The organism is Bradyrhizobium sp. CCBAU 45394, assembly GCF_028128655.1.
Classification (GTDB): Bacteria; Pseudomonadota; Alphaproteobacteria; order Rhizobiales; family Xanthobacteraceae; genus Bradyrhizobium; species Bradyrhizobium diazoefficiens.
Window position 1 is genome coordinate 36,270 of the sequence record NZ_LBIX01000164.1, and the last position, 16,282, is coordinate 52,551.

The 16,282-nt window shown below is 63.9% G+C and carries 13 protein-coding genes; 3 read left to right on the top strand and 10 right to left on the bottom strand.

Annotation, left to right across the window (positions count from 1 at the left end; translation table 11 throughout):
* Positions 1 to 8: 8 nt before the first annotated feature.
* The 5 genes from glyA to WN73_RS21550 all read right to left on the bottom strand — a co-directional run bounded on the left by glyA (position 9) and on the right by WN73_RS21550 (position 3,765).
* Complete coding sequence (gene glyA / locus WN73_RS21530; RefSeq protein ID WP_110116252.1) at positions 9 to 1,307, bottom strand: serine hydroxymethyltransferase; 1,299 nt, start codon at positions 1,305 to 1,307, stop codon at positions 9 to 11.
* A gap of 266 nt (positions 1,308 to 1,573) precedes the next feature.
* Positions 1,574 to 1,795, bottom strand: coding sequence for a hypothetical protein (locus tag WN73_RS21535; RefSeq protein WP_011087795.1), 222 nt, complete (start codon positions 1,793 to 1,795; stop codon positions 1,574 to 1,576).
* A gap of 37 nt (positions 1,796 to 1,832) precedes the next feature.
* Positions 1,833 to 2,069: a hypothetical protein gene (locus tag WN73_RS21540; RefSeq protein WP_028171631.1), complete on the bottom strand. Its 237-nt coding sequence runs from the start codon at positions 2,067 to 2,069 to the stop codon at positions 1,833 to 1,835.
* A 194-nt stretch (positions 2,070 to 2,263) separates the two neighbouring features.
* Entirely contained in the window at positions 2,264 to 2,782 is a 519-nt protein-coding gene (ldtR, locus tag WN73_RS21545; protein WP_011087797.1) for a transcriptional regulator LdtR, read from the bottom strand.
* A 479-nt stretch (positions 2,783 to 3,261) separates the two neighbouring features.
* Complete coding sequence (locus WN73_RS21550; RefSeq protein ID WP_060912471.1) at positions 3,262 to 3,765, bottom strand: DUF6163 family protein; 504 nt, start codon at positions 3,763 to 3,765, stop codon at positions 3,262 to 3,264.
* A gap of 123 nt (positions 3,766 to 3,888) precedes the next feature.
* Here WN73_RS21550 and hemB point away from each other — a divergent pair, with 123 nt between their 5' ends.
* From hemB to WN73_RS21565, 3 genes are all read left to right on the top strand, one after another.
* The gene (gene hemB, locus WN73_RS21555; protein WP_028171629.1) at positions 3,889 to 4,950 is read left to right on the top strand and encodes a porphobilinogen synthase; all 1,062 of its coding nucleotides are present in this window, start codon (positions 3,889 to 3,891) and stop codon (positions 4,948 to 4,950) included.
* Positions 4,951 to 5,246: 296 nt separating this feature from the next.
* Positions 5,247 to 5,804: an RDD family protein gene (locus tag WN73_RS21560; RefSeq protein WP_060912472.1), complete on the top strand. Its 558-nt coding sequence runs from the start codon at positions 5,247 to 5,249 to the stop codon at positions 5,802 to 5,804.
* Between the two features lie 119 nt (positions 5,805 to 5,923).
* The gene (locus WN73_RS21565; RefSeq protein ID WP_011087800.1) at positions 5,924 to 6,700 is read left to right on the top strand and encodes an arginyltransferase; all 777 of its coding nucleotides are present in this window, start codon (positions 5,924 to 5,926) and stop codon (positions 6,698 to 6,700) included.
* A gap of 20 nt (positions 6,701 to 6,720) precedes the next feature.
* On the opposite strand, the gene WN73_RS21570 is transcribed toward WN73_RS21565, so the two are convergent.
* From WN73_RS21570 to WN73_RS21590, 5 genes are all read right to left on the bottom strand, one after another.
* Positions 6,721 to 8,160, bottom strand: coding sequence for a Dyp-type peroxidase (locus tag WN73_RS21570; protein WP_271554675.1), 1,440 nt, complete (start codon positions 8,158 to 8,160; stop codon positions 6,721 to 6,723).
* Positions 8,157 to 9,968, bottom strand: coding sequence for a hypothetical protein (locus WN73_RS21575; RefSeq protein WP_028171626.1), 1,812 nt, complete (start codon positions 9,966 to 9,968; stop codon positions 8,157 to 8,159). The genes WN73_RS21570 and WN73_RS21575 overlap by 4 nt, the downstream gene beginning before the upstream one ends.
* 19 nt (positions 9,969 to 9,987) lie before the next feature.
* Positions 9,988 to 11,274 carry a hypothetical protein gene (locus tag WN73_RS21580; RefSeq protein WP_011087803.1) on the bottom strand — a complete coding sequence of 429 codons (1,287 nt, stop codon included), beginning with the start codon at positions 11,272 to 11,274 and terminating at the stop codon, positions 9,988 to 9,990.
* Positions 11,271 to 14,294, bottom strand: coding sequence for an ATP-binding protein (locus WN73_RS21585; protein WP_231166496.1), 3,024 nt, complete (start codon positions 14,292 to 14,294; stop codon positions 11,271 to 11,273). The genes WN73_RS21580 and WN73_RS21585 overlap by 4 nt, the downstream gene beginning before the upstream one ends.
* A gap of 628 nt (positions 14,295 to 14,922) precedes the next feature.
* Positions 14,923 to 16,275: an Nramp family divalent metal transporter gene (locus WN73_RS21590; RefSeq protein ID WP_011087805.1), complete on the bottom strand. Its 1,353-nt coding sequence runs from the start codon at positions 16,273 to 16,275 to the stop codon at positions 14,923 to 14,925.
* Positions 16,276 to 16,282: the final 7 nt, after the last annotated feature.

Here is a 16,282-nt window from a genome sequence, read left to right on the forward strand (position 1 = left end):
GCCTAGCCTTACTGATAGATCGGGAACCGGTCGGTGAGCGCCTTGACCCGTTCCTTGATCGCGGCTTCCACCAGCGGCGCCTTGCCGTCGTCGGACTGCGCGATCGCGTTGAGAACCTCGGCGATCATGCCGCCGACCTGCTGGAATTCAGCGACGCCGAAACCGCGGGTCGTAGCCGCCGGGGTGCCGAGACGCAGACCCGAGGTCACGAAGGGCTTTTCGGGGTCGAAGGGAATGCCGTTCTTGTTGCAGGTGATGGCTGCGCGGACCAGCGCCTTCTCCGAGACGTTGCCCTTCAGGCCCTTCGGCCTGAGGTCGACCAGCATCAGATGGTTGTCGGTGCCGCCGGACACAATATCGAACCCGTGGCTCTTCATCGCCTCGGCCAGCGCCTTGGCGTTCTCGACGACGTTCTTCGCATAGACCTTGAAGTCCGGACGCAGCGCCTCGCCGAAGGCGACCGCCTTCGCCGCAATCACATGCATCAGGGGGCCGCCCTGCAGGCCCGGGAAGATCGCCGAGTTGAGCTTCTTGGCGAGTGTCTCGTCGTTAGAGAGGATCAGGCCGCCGCGCGGACCGCGCAGCGACTTGTGCGTCGTCGTGGTGGTGACGTGCGCATACGGCACCGGCGAGGCATGCACGCCGCCGGCGACGAGGCCGGCGAAGTGCGCCATGTCGACCAGCAGATACGCGCCGACGCTGTCCGCGATCTCGCGGAAGCGCTTGAAGTCCCAGGCGCGCGAATAGGCCGAGCCGCCGGCCACGATCAGCTTCGGCTTGACCTCCTCGGCCTGCTTCTGGACCGCGTCCATGTCGATGATCTGGTCCTCGCGGCGCACGGTATAGTGCGCGGCCTTGAACCACTTGCCGCTCATGTTGACGGGCGAGCCATGGGTGAGATGGCCGCCGGCCGCGAGGTCGAGGCCCATGAAGGTGTCGCCGGGCTGGAGCAGCGCCAGGAACACCGCCTGGTTCATCTGGCTGCCGGAGTTCGGCTGGACGTTGGCGAAGCCAGCGCCAAACAGCTTCTTGGCGCGGTCGATCGCGAGGTTCTCGGCGACGTCGACCCACTCGCAACCGCCATAGTAACGCGCGCCCGGATAACCTTCCGCATATTTGTTGGTCATCACCGAACCCTGCGCTTCCAGCACGGCACGGCTGACGATGTTCTCGGAGGCGATCAGCTCGACCTCATGGCGCTGCCGGCCGAGCTCGCCCTTGATGGCGGCTGCGATTTCCGGGTCGGCCTGGTCGAGCGAGGCGGTGAAAAACGAATCGGGCGCGGAGGCGGTTTTGGCTGAGGTCATCTTGCGAATATCTCCACCGCCGCAGCCTTTTGGCGGGCTACGGGCGGGTCTGGTGTGGCGATCGGAAGCGGCGAGCGCGATCTACCACATCGCCCGCCCCCGGCCAAGTAGTTGCGGGTCGGGCCTGATATTTATGCAAGATATGGTGGGGATTGAAGGATCCGGACGCTGGAGCGGTTCGCTGGAACCGCCCCGTTCCGATGATGCCTGAAGGGGCCGTTTTGGACCTTAAAGTCCTGCCGGCCGATGAGAGCCGCCCCTCCCCCTTAGAGCCCCGTATACCCGGCCTTCACGGGGTCCACGCTGCCGTCGAGCTGGCGCAAATAGGTCAGGCCGCAGACCGTCAACCTGTGCGGGTCCTTCTCACCCGCTTCAATCAGCGTGTTGAGGTAGTTCGTCACCTTGGCGCGTGCCTCCTCGCTGGCCGCCGCCGTGCGATTGGCGAGCAGGTCATAGGTCTGCATGATGCGGTCGATGGCAGCGTCCATGGCACCCTCTGGTTCTCTGGAATGTCGGGAGTTTTGATCAGGCAACCGCGCGGGCCTCGGACTGCGTCTCGAACCTGGCGATCGCCTTGTTGGCGAGCCTGATCTTGTTGAATTCGCCGTGCTGGAGCAGCTTGATGATGATCTCGAGCAGGTGTTCGTTGGTGACGAGCGTGTCGGGAATCGCACCGGAGCGGCGGAGGTAATTCGCGGCGATGGCATAGGCATCACTCACGAGTTGGACGTTCATGACCTGCAGCCCGCGCCCGACCAGCATCGCATCCTCCGAATCCAGAGAACTAACGGCGATACCGGGCTCCGGTTCCACCCGATCGACGAATTTTCTCGCAGCTGCAAAATGACAAAACGCACCGGTCCGGGAGAAACCGGGCCGGTGCGCTTGGGGAAGTCAGGCACGTTCGGGAGGCTTGCCGGTCTTGTTGCGGGCCGGCTTGGCCATCCCTTGGAAACTCAGAGCCGATACAGGATCTGATCAGTCCAGAACCGCTCGAGACGGTGCAGCGACTTGTTGAGGGTCGAGAATTCCTCGCCCGAGATGCCGCCGACCTGCTCGACCGTCTTGACGTGCTTCTGGTAGAGCGAGTCGACGATACGGCGGACTTCCTGGCCCTGCGGCGTCAGGCGGATGCGCACCGAGCGGCGATCGACGCGCGAGCGCTGGTGATCGAGGAAGCCGAGCTCGACAAGCTTCTTCAGATTGTAGGAGACGTTGGAGCCGAGATAGTAGCCGCGCGTGCGCAGCTCGCCCGCGGTCAGCTCCTTGTCGCCGATGTTGTAGAGCAGGAGCGCCTGCACCGAGTTGATGTCGGCGCGACCGCGGCGATCGAACTCGTCCTTGATGACGTCGAGGAGCCGGCGATGCAGCCGCTCCACCAGAGTCAAAGCTTCCAGATAGAGCGACTGCACCGAACCCTGCTGGCCGGAGACGCGCTCTGCGGTATCTGCCGCAGTTGCGACGGCTTTCATCATGACACTTCCCCTGTTGTCGTTTTTATCGACACTTATTCGACGAAACTTGTGTCCCGTCTGATAGGTGCAACTTAAGGGGCTCGTTTGAAGATCGGCTTAAATAAGAGAATAAAGAGATCATGAATTTAAGACAGTGAATTGCGGATTAAGCCTGTGCCACAAGGGCTTTTCGCAACCCTCTGTTGACCCTCGCAAGGTCCTGTTCACCCTCCGTCCGCCCCGGTTGTCGCATTCCAGAACAGCCCCGCCCCGTTTCGAAACGCGCGCGTAAGAGCTGTGGCGGACCAGGCTAGGTTAGCGAAAACTTACTTCGAATTTTAGGCAACCAGCGGTCAACCAAGCGCCGAACTCTGCTCTCGTGTCCCGGAGCTGAACAGATCGTTGGATGGGTAGAGCGCAGCGAAACCGATCGATGCGGGCGCACGTCGGTGATGGGTTTCGCTGCGCTCTACCCATCCTACAAGAGTCCTGCGCGTGCCCTACGGCGGCCGTTCGCGCGCGGCCATCCAGGCGAGCGCCAGATAAGCGGCGAGCATGAAGACCTCGACGCCGACCACGACCAGGCTGCCGCCGTAGATTCCCGGGAACATCAGCTCGATCACCGCCATCGACACCACGGTCGTCAGCCACACCACCGCGCCCCAGGGCGTTGCGAGCCACAGCCCGACGGCGGCGACGAGCTCGATCACGGCGAAGTAGACGGTCGCGGCCTGCCAGGCCATCGACTGGTTCTCGAACGCCTCGTCCTCGCCGCCGACGAAGCCGGTCACCTGCGCCCAGTGATAGAGGCCCTTGAGGATCGAGAGCACCGCCATCACCCGCAGGAACAGCACGAGCCGGCGCGTCCAGACATTGTCGTCGGACTCCGGGCGCTCCGACGAGATCGCCGCCACCGACATTGCATTGTCTCTGGCATTGTCTCTGGCGGCGTCCCTGGCGTTGGCGCTGTCGCGGGCCGCATCGCGGGTGGAGATCTCGGACATGGCTCCCTTCTGGCTGTTTCGCCCCGCAAAATCAATCGGCTGCCATCCCTTGCGGCAGGTCAAGCCGCGGTGACGGGAACCATGCGAGCTGGTATAAGAATAATTCCAGCCGGAGGAAGAGTGATGGCGATCAAATACGGGCGTCCGATCGAATTGCGCGAGGTTTCGCGCCGGGATGGCGCAGCCGCCTCCCCAGCCCTCGATCTGGCCATCCGTCCGCGCCGCAACCGCAAGGCCGAGTGGGCCCGGCGGATGGTGCGCGAGAACGTGCTCACCACCGACGATCTGATCTGGCCGCTGTTCCTGATCGACGGCAACAACAAGCGCGAGCAGATCGCCTCGATGCCGGGCGTCGAGCGCCTCAGCGTCGACCAGGCCGTGCGCGAGGCCGAGCGCGCGATGAAGCTTACGATCCCTTGCATCGCGCTGTTTCCCTACACCGACCCGTCCCTGCGCGACGAGGAAGGCTCGGAGGCCTGCAACCCGAATAATCTGGTCTGCCAGGCGGTACGCGCGATCAAGAAGGAATTTCCGGAGATCGGGGTCCTCTGCGACGTCGCGCTCGATCCCTTCACCAGCCACGGCCATGACGGCCTGATCGCGGACGGCGCGATCCTGAACGACGAGACGGTCGCCGTGCTGGTGCGCCAGGCCCTGGTGCAGGCCGAAGCCGGCTGCGACATCATCGCGCCCTCCGACATGATGGACGGCCGCGTCGCCGCGATCCGCGAGGGACTGGACCAGGCAGGGCTCATCGACGTGCAGATCATGGCCTATGCGGCCAAATACGCCTCCGCCTTCTACGGCCCGTTCCGGGACGCCATCGGCTCGGCCAAGACGCTGACCGGCGACAAGCGCACCTACCAGATGGACAGCGCCAACACCGACGAGGCGCTGCGCGAGGTCGAGCTCGACATCTCCGAGGGCGCCGACATGGTGATGGTGAAGCCGGGCATGCCCTATCTCGACGTGGTCCGCCGCGTGAAGGACACCTTTGCGATGCCGACCTTCGCCTACCAGGTGTCCGGTGAGTACGCGATGATCGCGGCGGCCGCGGGCAACGGCTGGCTCGACGGCGACCGCGCGATGATGGAGAGCCTGCTCGCCTTCAAGCGCGCCGGCGCGGATGGCGTGCTGAGCTACTTTGCCCCGAAGGCGGCGGAGAAGCTGCGGGCGCAGGGGTAAGGTCATTGTCGTCCTGGCAAAAGCCAGGACCCATACCGCGTGATCCATCGATGGCGGGCGGTATTCGTACCAGCGAAGGAATCAAACTTCTGGTCTTCGCCAAACTCTTCCTGGGGTAATGGGTCCTGGCTTTCGCCAGGACGACGCTTGGGTTCGCGGTTGCAGCCCGTCCCTCCTCCCGCCCCCTCGCCCCCGAATCGCCGGAATATTTCGGCTTGTTAATCCCGACGCCCTTGGCACGCGGACGGCCTGTTCCCATGTCCTGCCACGGAAGTTTCCCATCTGGAGGATGGACCATGTCGTATTCGGACTCGGGCAATTCGGGACCCCAGGCAGGCGCCTGGCGCAATGACGGCGGGGTGCAACCGCACGCTTACGATCCATATCTGCACCCGGAACTGTTCCGCGGCGTCGCGACGCGGCGGGTGTTCGCCTTCCTGATCGACATGGTCGTGATCTCGGTGCCGGTCATCCTCGGCTACCTCTTCATCGCCTTGTTCGGCGTGGTCACGCTCGGCATCGGCTGGGCGCTGTTCTGGCTGGCCTGGCCGGCCTCCGTGATCTGGGCCATCGTCTATTACGGCGCCTGCATCGGCGGTCCGTCGTCGGCCACGATCGGCATGCGGGTGATGGACCTGGAGTTGCGCACCTGGTACGGCGCTCCTGGCTATTTCGTGCTCGGCGCCACCCATGCCGTCCTGTTCTGGGTGACGGTTTCGTTCCTGTCGCCCTTCGTGGTCCTGGTCGGCCTGTTCAACGGCCGGCGGCGCCTTTTGCATGACTTCGTGCTCGGAACGGTCGTGATCAACAACTCGGTCCGCGCACCCCTGCCCCAGGGCGCCAGAACCTACTGATCAAGAACCTATCAACCAGGGCCAGCTAAGCTGACTGATCTGACCTGCCGAGCAGACCAATTGACCGAGGGCTTCCGTAGCGCGATGCTGACACCCGTTTTGGAGGCCCACGACGTCCCTTGACCCAGCACTCGCGCGACACCCCCCAATTTTACCTTACGGCGCCTTCTCCCTGCCCGTATCTGCCGGGCCGGCATGAGCGCAAGGTGTTCACGCACCTCGTGGGTGACCGCGCGGGCGACCTCAACGACCTCCTGACCCATGGCGGCTTCCGCCGCAGCCAGTCGATCGCCTATCGGCCCGCCTGCGACCAGTGCCGCGCCTGCGTGTCGGTCCGGGTCATCGCCAACGAGTTCCGCCCGTCCCGCAACTTCCGCAAGGTGATAGCGCGTAACGCCGACATCATCGGCGAGCAGCGCAGTGCGGTCCCGACCTCCGAGCAATATTCGGTATTCCGTGCCTATCTCGACGCTCGCCACCGCCACGGCGGCATGGCCGACATGACCGTGCTCGACTACGCCATGATGGTCGAGGACAGCCATGTCGAGACCCGCATCATCGAGTACCGCAAGCGCGGCCCCGACAGCGGTATCACCGGCCGCGGCGAGGAGCTGATCGCGGTTGCGCTCACCGACGTGCTCAGCGACGGCCTGTCGATGGTCTATTCCTTCTTCGAGCCGAGCCAGGTCAGCCGCTCGATGGGCACCTTCATGATCCTCGACCACATCGCCCGCGCCCGTCGGCAAGGGTTGCCCTATGTCTATCTCGGCTACTGGATCGAGGGCTCGAAGAAGATGGACTACAAGGCCCGCTTCCTGCCGCAGCAGCGCCTCGCTCCGTCGGGCTGGCTGCGCATCGACGCGCAAGGGGATGCGGCGTCAGAGCCGCAGGACTAAGCCCTCCGCCGTCTTCCCTCTCAGGAGGCCGCTTCAACCTGACGCGACGGGGCAGGCTTTGCACCGGCGCGACCTCCGGCGATGAACTGAAGCGCCGCGATCCCCGGCAAGAAGTAGTAACCGCCTCCGAGCGCCTGCGTGAACGAGGCCAGCGTCACTTCGCTGCCGCTCGGCAATCCCGGAATGGTGAACGTCTTCGGGACAGGCGACGAACCCACGACAGGATCGTCCTGGCCTTCAAGAGTCCCGAACCGGGGGTTTTGCACCCAGCGCTGGTGGATGAACTCGAACTGGCGCTCGATATCGGCATTGCACGCGATAAAGAACAAGCCATCGCACGACGTGCCGCTTTCGGTCGTCTCACGATAGGGCCGTCCACGGCGGAGCAACCTGTGCAGCTTGGATGATTTGATGCTCGATGGCACATCGATGCCAAGGGAATCGCGCGGATTGGACCGGCGGACATGAGCTCCCTGGGGGCAAACGAAGCCGTTTGCGTCCTGGACTCGATAGCGGAAGGCGTCCGCCGCCGAATCCGACCCCAGAGGTCCCTGCCATCCGAGCGGCATGCCGTCCATCCGACGCCCCATCATTTTTTCGCAGATGTGCTGGCCATTAGCCGTCTTGAACCGCTCGAACGCATCGACATCCTGCGCGATCTGCCGCACGGCCAGGTAGCTTCCGTTCAGCGTGAAGCGGGCACTGGACTGCGGCCACTCCTTCACGTTGGGACAGTAGGTGAGTTCGTCATATTCGTTGCGATAGCCAAGAATGAATTCTCCGGGCTCGACGACGCGATCCTCATAGAATTGGCCTGCATCCAGTTTGGCCTGCTTCAGCGCGGCCCCCCCCTCTTCCCTGAGGCCGCGGATCACGGGTTGAGCGAGGCCGTCGCGGAACCCGAACGGCTCGCGCAGTTTGCCATCTTCCTCTTTCTTGAACGAGCAAGGATTGTTTTCAACGGTCCTGATGATGAACGCATCCGGATCGGGATCCTCCATTCGCGATTTTTCGTCGAGCACCCACCATTGCGCAACGAGGATGTGAACGGTTTGGCGGCCGTCGGGGTCTTCAACATCCGACCAGCGCCATTGATCACGCCCAGCGTCCCTCAACAGCTCTTTGCGCAATGCGCTTCCCATGCCACTGCTGAAAGCAGTCGGAAACGGATGCGTTTCCGCCTCGGTACAGCCAAGCTTCTTCAGCCCTGAAAAACTGAAGGCGACCGCCACGGCCTCGCTGATCGACTCTTCCGATTTCTTCCTGCCCGTCCCGACACGCTTGGCGCTGACGACCAAACCGCTGTCGACGAGTTTCGCGAGCCAGGCCCGGGCCTGATCCACGCGGCCTTCGCGGATCGTGAGCAACCAGAAGCGGCTGCTCTTGAGCCAGCCGAAGCCGCTCTTCAGCATGCCCTGGATGTCGTCGCTTTGCTCGGAGAGAAGCGGTGCGTGCTTCATGTCTCGATCGCCCTCATGATCAGGTCGTCGTTCTTCTCGTTGCGCTCGCCGAACAGGGCGTCGCGCAGTCCGGTCGCAAGATTGATCTGCTCGATCGTCCTGTTGCACGCGTCGAAATGGTAGATGTGCGGGAGCATGCTGTCGCGCGCGTAGGACTTGAATTTCAGCTCGCACTTCACACCACGGAAGATGACAAAGCGCGTCGGCGGGAAGCTGCGCGGCGCGGCAATGCCAGGCTGACCGTCCACCGCCGGCGCGCGTGGACTGAGCTCCGTCCACCGCCAGGCCAGCGTGGTTCCGGTAGAAGCACCGTTGATGAAATCGTCGAGATAGCCGCCGAAATTGCCGTCATAGTTCGAGCAGAACAGAAAGCGGCGACCGTTGTCGATGATGTGCCAGTGACCGAAATGGATGCCCGGCGCATTTCCGAGCCACCCTTGCGTGAAAAACACCCGTCCGGCGAATGTCACGATACGCAGGGCCGTCCGGATGCACCACGCGCTCCACCCGTTCGGACGACGCACATCCGTAAGGCTGAACATGTGCTGGGTCTTGCGGACCAGCTCCGCCTCGCATCTCTCGACCGACGGATGGATCTGCTGGGCACGCGGAACGTCGTCTTCGAGCGGATGGAAGAACTGCTCGCTCAGCTTCGTGAAGCGGCGATTGAGCCAATAGAACAGCGCACCGATGCAAAGCACCACGGCGATCACAGCGACGGCGATCCCGATGATCTCCAATCCGGTCAGCTTTGGTATCTTTGGTTCGACGATACGCGCCATATAGTCCGGAGCGAGCGCATAGGCCAGCGGCGCGAAAGTGTAGGCTATGGCGCACGCGGCTATGGCCAGCAGCAGCGGCACGCCGATGACCCAGCCACCGACATAGGTCGACAGCGATGAGAACGTCTCAGTCGGCCGGTCGAGCTCTTGCTGAACGCTGTTCAACCAGCGCCTCCATGACACGAATTGCGCAGGCAGCGGGACCAGGAACAGCCACACGAGAAATGCAATCACCGCGAACGCCAGCAAACCGTGTCCACTTATCGCCAGCAGACATTTGCTCGTCTTGCTGACAGCGTCCTCCACGGCCTGCACGATGGGACCCGGTTCGCCGAAGAACCAATTGTAGGCGCGCGGAAGTGCCGAGATGAGCCAGAGCGCGACAAACCACAGGACGATCGCCGCTACCGGATAGGCGAGCTTCGCGCCGATGCCGGCCCCCTTCCCGCGCCAGTAGGAACGCGGTGCAGGCGTGGCCGCCCACTCGAAGCGTGGGTCTGCGTATGCCCATCGCGCCAGCGCCAGCGCGAACGCAGTGCGATCATTGCCGTATTTGGATTTCAGCGTCCGCGCCTCGGCTCGCGTGCGCTCGAGCAGGTCCTGCTCCATCTTGATCTGCCGGACCGACCGGTCGCGGGCGCCGACGAAGGCGCCATCGGCGATGCTGTGCCACTGCATCAGCTTGTCCAGCAATTGCTGCTCGTGCTGCGCCGTGGGGACCGCAACGCCGGGAGCGACCATGGCGCCGAACAGCGACCACATCGCGCCGCCGGGATGGTGGATGAGGCGATACAGCAGGTCGTACGGGCGCAGGCCCTCCTCGACCGCAAGCTCGAGCATCAGCGAGGGCCTTTGCTCCGCGGCATCGGCCACCGCCGGCAGGAGCCCGATCGAAGCGAAGTGAACCACCGCGACATCGCGCAAGAGGCTGTCCAGCGCATCCTGGAGTGATTGCGGGAGACCGCCTCCGCCGGGCCAGCCGGGCGCAACGATGCAGATCATCTGCTGCCGGACAATCTCGAGCATGGCTGTCTTCTCCGCGTGCTCAGGTGATACGCATGCGCATGCACAACATCAGCGGTCCGTCATACGCAATGGCCTTGCCTTCACCGCGCGCCAGTTGCAGCCGGGGCAAGGTGAGCAAGCCGATCAGCGCGCTTGTCAGGATATCCACCGCGTAGTCCCGGGCGGGACATTGGCGGTAGCCATAGCCGAACATGAGATACCGCAAGGCATCTTCGCTGCCCCAATCGCGGTTCGGGCAGAAGCGACCGCTTTGGGGCACCGCGCTGGGATCGAACAGGGCAGCGATCGACAACAGCGAGACCTTGCCGCCGCCCGGACATCCAGCGTTGCTTCGCGCGCCCGTCTCCATTTCCGTATCCCGCGGCACGTCGCGCGCCAGCAGCGGAAAAATCGGCCGGAAGCGCATGAGCTCGAGTACATGGTTGCGCACGGCCTTGCGAAAATCGGGGTCGGTCCAGACGCGGGACTCGCCGAGAGCCCTGGCCCGCGATCGCAGCTGTTCATAGACCTTTTGGCGTCCCAGCAGCTCTTGCATGACAAGGGCTCCCGACTGGACGGTGACCGGATGTGAGATCCAGGCAAGGCCTACCGCGTTTCGTTCAATGTCCTCGGAGGAGCTTTTGACGCCCCACGCAGCGCCGATGGGGCCGGTGACGCGATCGATGCGCGCCTGTAGCGCATCCCCACACGATTCCGCCCGCCGCCGGAGGTCGAGTGTCGCCAGGTTGCCGGCCAGCAGCTGCCCCGCGACGTATCGGATCTCAAGCATGTACTGTCGTTGCAAGCCTTCATCGACATCGCCTTGCGCAGCGTTGGTCGCCGACCCCGCAACCACGGCGCCTATCGCATCTCCAAACAGGGGTCTCATGGCGTGGAATACGACCCACATCAGGTAATCATCGATCAGATCGAATTCGGCCGCTCCGGGCTTGCTCAGGTCCTTGATCCGGCGCTGTGCCTCGGCATCGGAATCGGCTGGAACGTCCAGAGCCGCCAACCGCGCATGGACGAGATCCCGATCGGCCGAATAGGTCGGGCCGGGATCCATCCCGATGAGATAGTCTCCGGAGACCATGTTGGCCGCATGCGCCGTGTTGGAAAAGCTGCGCGTGCGCGTCAGCACGTCCTTGACGGCACTGGCGCGCGCCACCATGCCGAACAAGCCCCCCACCGAGGGCCAGCGCCGCAGCAGTGCGCCGAGCGCACGCAAGACGGTGATGTGGCGGTTGAGCCAGCAAAAGACACCATAGGAGAGACTGCGTGCTCCCGGCTGCAAGGCGTCGGGTTCATAAGTGGAGAGTTTCATGCTGCATGCCCATCCTTCCGCCAATCCGCGAGGGCCGCTGCGGCCCGCCTTTGATAGTGGGGCATGCCCAGGCGTTCCGCCGCCAGGGCGACTCGCTTGAAATGCGCTTCGGCCCCGGCCTGATCGCCAGCGTGCCGCAACGTTTCAGCGAGCTCGTACAGAGCTTCGGTCTGGTGCCCGTATTCTTCAGCGGCCTGCTCGACCGCCTTGCGTCCGACCGCGATCGCATCGTCCAGCCGTCGGAGCTTGCGATAGGCGACACCGAGGCTCACACGCATGAACGTCCGGCCGTAGGGGCCGGCCGCCTCGTAGATGCGATCGGCGAACCCTCTCTCCAGCATGGGCACCGCTTCGGCAGCCTTGCCGTTGCGTGCAAGCGCGCTGCCGAGAACGCCCATGCAAACGGAAAGCATGGTCGGCACGTTGTGCGTCCGGCACTGCTGCAGGTCCATGCGCATCATGCGTTCCGCCCGGTCGAGCTCGTCGTTCTCGATCCACATCTGCGATTGGACGGTATCGATCAGCAGACGGGAGTATGGGTGGTCGATGTTCGACAAGATCTCGTAGGCCTTGGCGCAGAAGGCGCTACCGGCTTCGCTGTCCCCGAGGCGCCAGAGCGTGCTGGCGTGAAACGCATACAGGTTGATGATGGGAATGGCGGCCCATCCGGGCTGAACGTAGTGCGCCGACAGTTCCGGGCCGTATTCGGACAGCAGGACGTTGCCTTCGATGGCCGCTTCCGCGTATCGCCCGAGGGCATGCAGATGCATCAGGCGCGTCTGATGCGCCGCCATCGTCATGTGGCGACGCTGTGCAAGGCGGGCCGCTTCCAGGCCCTGCGAGGCGTAGCGCAAGCCTTGCTCGAAACGACCGCGCATCCACAGAAACACCGCTGTCTCGGTCGAAACCGCCGCCCGTGCGCGCTGATCGTTCAGTTGCACGGCAATGGCTTCAGCCCTTTCCATGTTGCTGAAGATGTCGTCGATCTGCCCAAGGGCCATCATTGCCCCGATGGCTTCCAGACGAAGCGCAAGCTCCAGGGCTTGCGCAGTCGGGGCGCCGTCGACACGCCGTGCAGCCTGGATCCCCTTCTCGAACAATTGGAGGGCCTCCTGATTGGCCGAATGCGAGATGGCTCGTGCCATCGACTTGATGGCGAACTTCGCCGCCTGCTCCCATTCCTCGCCTTTGAAGGAATGATGCGCCAACACCGGCGCGGCATCGGCATCCGCGGCTCCCGGCTGCGCGTGGAGCGCCAGGAAGGCCTGTCGATGCAGCGCCTTGAGCCTGCTGCGCGTAAGCACCCCGAGCACGACGTCGCGCACCAGCGCGTGGCGGAACGCGAACGCCTGCGACTCGAGCGATAGGCTCGTCTGCTCCGGACACGACAGGAGGCCGGACGCGACGCAAAGAGCGAGCAATTCTTCGGCGCGCGCGATGTCCACCGCCTGCATCGTGGCGATCAGGTCGCGCGTGATGGGATCGCCAAGAACGGCCGCAGCCTCGAGCGCAGACTTGGCGGCTTCGGGCAGCCTGTCGGTCCGCGCGCCGATGACCGCGGCGATCGAGCCCGGCACGCGCAGCTCTCCGAGAGGCCTCTGGAGGCGGTACGCTCCCGGCGTTCCCTCGAGCGATCCGTCATCGATGAGGGTGATGACCAGTTGCTCGAGGAAGAAGGGATTACCGTCGGCGCGGGCGACCAGCTCGTTCATGACGCCGAGCACGGATGGATCGTCCCCCAGCAGGGCACGCGCGAGCCTGAGCATCTGGCCGTCGTGTAGAGGCTCGATCATGCGCTCTACGAACCACGGCGCCTGCCGCCACTGGTGCTCGAAATCGGGCCGATAGCTAACGCAGACCAGAACCGGCAGCTCCTGAAGCTTCGGAAGCAAGGCCTCGAACAACCTCCGGCTCTCGCGATCGGCCAGGAAAACGTCCTCGAGCACCAGCACGAACGGGCCAGACCGCGCGCGCCTGCGCACCAGCCACAGCAGTGCTTCGCCAATGCGGCGCCGTCGTTGTACCGGGTTCAGCGCCAGCCAGGCCTGATCGGGCGCCGCCAGCCCCAACAGGTCGCTGGCCGCCGCGAGATGTTCGGCGCCCTCGGCTGGCCATCCCTCGATCAAGGCCTGCCTGGCGGACTGCCGTACGTCCGTCACGTTCATTTGCACCAGCCCAACCAGGCTCGCGATCAGGTCCGCGGCGGCGCTGTAGGCGCGCGTGCTTGCATAGCCTCTCGCCTGCGAAACGCAGACGTCCATGCCCTCGCTTGCGAGGGCGGCCGTCCAGTCGGCAACCAAGCGGGACTTTCCGATCCCGGCATCGCCGCACAGCCCGATCGTTCGCATTCCACCCTTTCGGACGACCTCAAGGTCCCCTGCCAGAATCCGTAAGGAATCTTCGCGTCCGACCAGAGGCGCCCAGCGTTGCTTGCGCGTCAGCGGCGCCGCTGCCGAACTTTCGGTCTCGACCACGACCTCGTGGAGTTCGATCGGCTCGTCCAATCCCCGTATTTGCCGGGTCCCTACCGACCGCGTCTCGATCTGCTGGGCGACAAGCCGCTGCGTCGCGGCACTGACCAGAATGCCGCCGGGCGGTGCCATCTTTTCGAGCCGGGACGCAAGGTGAATCGTCTTGCCATCTGCTCCGTAGTGCGACCAATCGTATTGTCCGACAACCCCGACCAGCACCTCTCCCGAATTGATGCCGATGCGCAGCGTCGGACTTGCAACGCCTTGCACATCATGGCCGGGAACGGTTGCTCTCTGCATCTTGAGGGCGGCAAGGCACGCACGTAAGGCGTGATCCTCCTGCGCCAGGGGCGCACCGAACAAGGCGACGAGCCCATCGCCGAGCAACTGGCTGACCGTGCCGCCATAGGTCTCGACCGCCTCGGCCAGTTGGTTCAGCGCCTTGCCGAGGTAGTTGCGGGCTTCTTCGGGGTCGGAATGCTGCAGCAATGCGGTCGAGTCGCAGACATCGGCGAAAAGCACGCTGACGTGCTTATTCTCGGTCAGCATCTTTGATCGTAACGGCGGATGATCACGCAGCTGGACGACCTGTGCGCCCCGATCCTGGGTACCGGGCTCCACCACGCGACGCTTGAGATCCGCGCCGCATTGCGAGCAGAACCGATCTTCGCGGGCAACACGCGTTGAACACGTGGGACACCTGGTCACGGCAGCCCCCATTCATCAATGAATTTACCGAAACAACCGATGCTTCCTGGCCTGATCATCGTCCCCTCCCGGACGTGAACCCGCGCAGCGAAAAAACAAGCCGTCAATCAAAGCAATGAATCTAACCAACCATTCGCGTGCCGACCGGGCTCGCGCAGAACCGATAGATGTATCCGGAGAAAATGCGGTCGGCGCACTTTATCCGGCGCGGGCCGCCGATCATCCCGCGGGGAGTAAAATCAATCCTGAAACAAACAACATGACACTACGCCCTACAACACTCGTCCTAGTAGCAATTGGTGGGCAGTATACGCGCCCCGCATAAATTGAAAAGTGAGGCAGTTCACAAAATCGAGGTTCAGGCGTGTGCCCATCCGCCCTTTCGTGCTCTTGGGAAAATCAGGCCGCTAGCCCAAAATGCCACCGGGCGCGGCTGTTGTGGCCAGGCGGAGCAAGCGGCCGCCTCGGCTCACCCCAACAGCGTATCCGCCAGCAGCTTCAGATTCAAAACCACGATGACGCCCGCGACGATCCACGCGATCGCAGCGACGTACGGGGAAATCGCGAACTTGCCCATCTTGCGGCGATCGGAGACGAAGCGGACCAGCGGGATGACGGCGAAGGGCAGCTGCATCGACAGCACGACCTGACTGAACACCAAGAGATCGGCCGTGCCGCGCTCGCCGTAGATCGCCGTGACGATGATCACCGGAATGATCGCGATGCCGCGCGTGAGCAGGCGGCGCGCCCAGCTTGGCAGGCGCAGATCGAGAAAACCCTCCATCACGATCTGGCCGGCAAGTGTCGCGGTCACCGTCGAGTTGAGGCCCGAGGCCAGCAGCGCGATGGCAAACAGCGTCGAGGCGATACCGAGGCCGAGCAGCGGTGACAAGAGCTCGAAAGCCTGGCCGATCTCGGCGACATCGGAATGGCCGCTCTTGTGGAAGGTTGCCGCGGCGACCACGAGGATCGCGGCGTTGATGAACAGCGCCAGCATCAGGGCGATGGTCGAGTCCGTCGTCGCCCATTTGATCGCCTCGCGCCGGCCGGTCTCGTTGCGCTCATAGGCGCGCGTCTGCACGATCGAGGAGTGCAGATAGAGATTATGCGGCATCACGGTGGCACCGATGATACCGATCGCGATGTAGAGCATCTCCGGATTGGTGAAGATCTCGCTCTTCGGCATGAAGCCATGCAGGACCTCCGCGACCGGCGGCGCCGCGGCCACGATCTGGACCGCGAAGCAAACCGCGATCACCGCGAGCAGCGCGATGACGAAGGCTTCCAGGAAACGGAAGCCGCGGTTCATCAATAGCAGCAGCAGGAAGGCATCGAGCGCGGCGATCAGCGCGCCGCCGATCAGGGGGATGCCGAACAGGAGCTTGAGCGCGATCGCCGTGCCGATGACCTCGGCGAGATCGCAGGCGATGATCGCCGCCTCGCAGGCGAGCCAGAGCAGGAAGTTCACCGCCGGCGAATAGGTCGCGCGGCAGGCCTGCGCGAGGTCGCGGTCCGTGACGATGCCGAGCCGCGCCGCCAGCGACTGGAGCAGGATCGCCATAAGGTTGGAGAGCAGGATGACCGAGAGCAGCGTGTAGCCGAACTTCGATCCGCCAGCGAGGTCGGTCGCCCAGTTGCCGGGATCCATGTAGCCGACCGAGACGAGATAGCCCGGACCGACGAAGGCGAGCAGCCGCCGCCACCACACCCCCGCCGTGGGGAGGGCGACGGAGGCATTCACCTCGGCCAGGCTTTTTGTGGTCGGCACGTCGGTGCGCCAGCCGGCGGCGTCGGTGGTTAAATCGGGCGATCGGGCATCCATGTGATCA